The organism is Nitrosophilus sp. (assembly GCF_982775275.1).
In genome coordinates, this window is sequence record NZ_CEXZHP010000129.1 from 1 (window position 1) to 4,422 (window position 4,422).

The window sequence follows — 4,422 nt, forward strand, 5'->3', positions numbered from 1 at the left end:
ATAAATATATATAAGGCACTTTATGAGAGTAGCAGTATTTTTGTTTTTTCTATTTATATCAATTTTTGCTTCTCAAAAAAGAGTATTAAACTCCGATATGACTCTTCAATACAAAATATTGCCAAAAGAAGCAAAAACTTTGCAGGAGTTTTTTACAAACGGAAAAATTTACGGAAGATTTAGAGTAAACTCATTTATTTGGGATTGGGATAGGGAGTATCCAAATAAAACAAAAGATAACTGGGGGATAGGAGTTGGAGGAAGTTTAGAGTATAAAACGGCATATTATAAAGGTTTTGGTATAACAAGCGCTTTTTATACTTCGCAAAATCCTTGGCATATGGACGCAAAAGATATAAAATATATCAAAGCCGCAAAAGATACCTTTTGTAGATATAGCGTAAAAAAAGATAACAAATTTGCAATGAGCGTTCTTGCGCAAGCTTATTTAGAGTATAAGCAAGATAGAATGAGTATAAAAGTGGGTCGTCAGATTTTTGAGAGTATGTTGGTAAAAAGTAACGATACGAAGATGATACCTAATAGTTTTGAAGGGTTTAGTTTAGTTGGTATATATTTTGATACTACGCTTAAGTTTGCATATTTTACAAGACAGAAATTAAGAGATCATATAAAATTTCATGATGTTATTACCTATAAAGACGAAAATGGGCAAATCTGGGCAAATAATGACGATGGAGGGGTTAATAGAGCATTAAGTTATCAAAATTTCGTAGCCGCGGGTAAAAATCCAAAAAATAGACTTTTTATAATCGAAATAATAAATAAAAGATATAAAAATCTAAAATGGATAGCTAACTATACGAGTGTTCCAAAAATGGTTGCGTTGGCGTCTTTTGAAGCTCATTATAAGATTGATATTGAAAATTGGGATTTAATTTCTGGTTTTAGATATATAAAACAGATGGATGTTGGGGCAAAAGATTTGGGAAGATTGGGAGTTGGGGTTGCAAATCTAAAAGCAAATACTGCAGGTTATAATGATCCATATAAAATAGATAGTTTTTTATTTGCTGCTAGAATAGATTTAAGATCAAAAAATAAGATCTGGTGGGTAAGAGTAGGATATTCAAAAGTAGCCGATAAAGCGGATATTATAGCACCTTGGAGAGGATTTCCAACTGGCGGTTTTACAAGAGCGATGGCTCAATATAACTGGTATGCAAATACAAAAACATATATGATAAGAGGAGTATACGATTTTGCAAAGGCTGGGTTAGTCTCAGGATTAAGCGCTTCAATTAGATATGCAATTCAAGATTTTGATGATAAAAAAAGTGGAGTTCAAGCAGATAGCAATGTAATCCATATAGATTTGGTTAAAAAATTTGCTTCAATTTCTGATTTATATGCAAAAGTTAGATTTGGATTTGTTAATGGTGATGATGATACAAAAGATATCAATGGAGATTTAAAACCAGATCCCTCATATAAAGAGTATAGATTTGAGATAAATTACCTATTTTAAGAAAATATTCAAATAAATTTACGTAATATATTGTAAAATATAACGATACGAGGGTGAAATGAGAAAGATATTTATCTTTTTACTATTTTTATCGATTGCATGGGCAAAAACCGTATATGTAGCAGTTGCCGCTAACGCCAGTTTTGCCTTACCAAAGCTTATAAAAGAGTTTAATAAAATTTATCCAGATATTAAGATCCAAACTATTATCGCAAGTAGCGGTAAATTAAGTGCACAGATAAAAAGTAACGCCCCTTATCATATATTTTTATCGGCAGATATGAAATATCCTAACAATCTTTATAAAGAAGGCTATGCCATAACAAAACCTGCAGTATATGCAAAAGGCGCTTTAGTTATTTTTAGTGTAAAAAAAAGAGATTTCTCAAAAGGGATTTATATATGTTTGGATAAAGATATAAAAAAAATAGCCCTCGCAAATCCAAAAACGGCTCCCTATGGAAAAGCCGCAGCTCAAGCTTTAAAAAAAGCAAAAATTTTTAATAAAGTAAAAAAAAGATTAATATACGGCGAATCAATCTCTCAAACCCTATCTTACTCTTTAAAAGCGGCAGATGTTGGATTTGTTTCAAAATCGGCTCTTTTTAGTCCCAAAATGAAAAGATTTAAAAAAGATATTAATTGGGTAGAGGTTGATAAAAATCTTTACGAACCTATAAAACAGGGGATAGTTCTATTAAAAAACGATATATACGCAAAAAGATTTTATAAATTTTTATTGAGTAAAGAGGCCAAAAAGATTTTTAAAAGATTTGGATATGAATAGTAGGAAAGATATAGTAGGAAAGATGATGGAAAATTTTGATTTTATCCCTTTTTGGATATCTTTTAAATTGGCTTTTTTTACCACTTTTATACTTTTTTTTATCGGAATTTTTATAGCTTGGTATCTATCAAATACAAAATCAAAAATCAAACCCGTTTTAGAAAGCATAGTAGCTCTTCCGATAGTCCTTCCTCCTTCGGTGCTTGGGTTTTATATTATTTGGGTTTTTTCTCCAAACTCCATAATCGGAGATGTTTTAAAAGATTTGGGCGTTGAGATGCTTTTTTCATTTTGGGGGCTTGTTGTTGCTAGCTGTTTATATAGCCTACCCTTTATGGTGCAGCCTTTGCAAAGTGGATTTGAGAGTTTGAATAGGTCCATTTTGGAGGCTTCTTATATTGCAGGTAAAAGCGGGTTTGAGACTTTAATAAAGGTGGCTCTTCCAAATATAAAACCTTCGATTTTGAGTGCGATAATAATCACATTTGCGCATACTATAGGAGAGTTTGGAGTTGTTTTAATGGTTGGAGGCAGTATACCGGGAGAGACTAAAGTAGCAAGCGTGGCAATATATGAATTTGTAGAGATTTTAGATTATAAAAGCGCTCATATTTATAGCGCTATTATGTTAATAGTAAGTTTTTTGATTTTATTTAGCGTTTATATGTTTAATCTAAAATATAAAAAGAGATTTGGCGGTGTTTAATTGATAAAGATAGATATAAAAAAAGAGTTAAAAGATTTTACTCTTTGTGTAGATATAGAGATAAAAAAGGGAGATTTTATCGCTGTTACTGGGCCAAGCGGCAGCGGAAAAACAACTTTTTTGAGGGTTTTAGCGGGACTTGAAGAGGCGCAAGGTAAGATAGTGGTAGAAAATGAGATCTGGCTTGATGAAAAGATCTTTTTGGCTCCCAAAAATAGAGGTATAGGATTTGTTTTTCAAGATTATGCTCTTTTTCCCAATATGAGCGTTTTGGAAAATCTTTTGTATATAAATAAAGATCTTGATTTGGCGACGCATCTATTGGATGAGGTAGAGTTAAGCCATCTAAAAAACAGATATCCAAATACTCTAAGCGGAGGACAAAAGCAAAGAGTTGCTCTTGCAAGAGCCCTCATGAGAAAACCAAAAATTTTATTGATGGATGAGCCTTTGTCTGCTCTTGATCCAATGATTAGGGCAAAGCTTCAAGAAAAGATTTTGGCTTTGCATAAAGAGTTTGATACTACAACTTTTATGGTATCTCACGATAAAAGCGAAATATATAGACTATCAAATAAAACATTGGAGATTAAAAACGGAGAGGTTGTAAGATATGAGGCTACTAAAAAAATATTTGAGAGTGGAAAAAAATTTAATATAAAAGCTGAAATTGTAGATATTTATAAAAAAGATATATATATCGTTATTGCGGCTACAATGGATCAGATCTTTGAGTTAAAATTTAAAGATTTGCCAAATATTAAAAAAGGGGAGATAGTTACTATCATATTTGATAACTACTCCCCGCAAATAATTAAAGATTAAATTTTACGTTTTCAAACAGTTTTTTTACAATATTTTTATAATATTTTTTATGAATATCCTCGCCTAAGGCTATCGGAGGCGTTCCTTTATCGCTATATTCTCTTATTTTCATATCTAAAGGTATTTGTCCTAAAAATGGGATATTATATTTTTTTGCCAGATTTTCACCTGCTCCAGCTCCAAAAATATCGTATCTTTTTTTAGTGTCGGGAGCGATAAAATAGCTCATATTTTCTATCAAGCCACCTATCTTTACGCCTATATCTTTAAACATCATAATGGCTCTACTAACATCATCGGCCGCTACCATTTGGGGAGTTGTAACCAACACTCCAGCACTTATTGGAAGTTCTTGCGCCATAGTTAGTTGAATATCTCCTGTGCCAGGAGGCATATCTATAACTAAAAAATCAAGCTCACCCCACTCAACATCTTCTAAAAACTGTATCAAAGCGCTTACGGCTACGGAACTTCTCCATACCAAAGGAATATCGGCAGTTGGAGTCGTTAATCCAACACTCATGATCTTTATGCCAAAATTTTGACTTGGGATAATTTTGTTATTATCACTCCATCTTAATTTTTCATGATCTGTTTTTGTCATCCTTGGAATGT

5 protein-coding genes are annotated in these 4,422 nt (G+C 32.0%); 4 read left to right on the forward strand and 1 reads right to left on the reverse strand.

The genetic code is table 11. The features are described 5' to 3' along the window. Positions 1-22: 22 nt before the first annotated feature. Genes AC30RD_RS06645 through AC30RD_RS06660 form a run of 4 tightly spaced genes read left to right on the forward strand, consistent with a single transcriptional unit; the run spans position 23 to position 3,807 of the window. Positions 23-1,489: a hypothetical protein gene (locus tag AC30RD_RS06645; RefSeq protein WP_489493605.1), complete on the forward strand. Its 1,467-nt coding sequence runs from the start codon at positions 23-25 to the stop codon at positions 1,487-1,489. A 58-nt stretch (positions 1,490-1,547) separates the two neighbouring features. Continuing rightward, positions 1,548-2,276, forward strand: coding sequence for a molybdate ABC transporter substrate-binding protein (modA, locus tag AC30RD_RS06650; protein ID WP_489493606.1), 729 nt, complete (start codon positions 1,548-1,550; stop codon positions 2,274-2,276). Then, the gene (gene modB, locus AC30RD_RS06655) at positions 2,269-2,982 is read left to right on the forward strand and encodes a molybdate ABC transporter permease subunit (RefSeq protein ID WP_489493607.1); all 714 of its coding nucleotides are present in this window, start codon (positions 2,269-2,271) and stop codon (positions 2,980-2,982) included. Before modA ends, modB begins: the two co-directional genes overlap by 8 nt. Then, on the forward strand, positions 2,983-3,807 hold the full coding sequence (locus AC30RD_RS06660) for a sulfate/molybdate ABC transporter ATP-binding protein (RefSeq protein WP_489493609.1): 825 nt from the start codon (positions 2,983-2,985) through the stop codon (positions 3,805-3,807). Here AC30RD_RS06660 and AC30RD_RS06665 read toward each other — a convergent pair. Continuing rightward, positions 3,797-4,422 (reverse strand): P-loop NTPase (locus AC30RD_RS06665; RefSeq protein ID WP_489493611.1); only part of this gene is annotated, 626 nt, incomplete at its 5' end. The two genes, AC30RD_RS06660 and AC30RD_RS06665, sit on opposite strands and share 11 nt — an antisense overlap.

What these genes read in the sequence shown, in the direction of transcription:
- modA (WP_489493606.1), top strand. Translation starts at nt 1,548, where the DNA reads ATGAGAAAGATATTTATCTTTTTACTATTTTTATCGATTGCATGGGCA.
- modB (WP_489493607.1), top strand. Translation starts at nt 2,269, where the DNA reads ATGAATAGTAGGAAAGATATAGTAGGAAAGATGATGGAAAATTTTGAT.
- AC30RD_RS06645 (WP_489493605.1), top strand. Translation starts at nt 23, where the DNA reads ATGAGAGTAGCAGTATTTTTGTTTTTTCTATTTATATCAATTTTTGCT.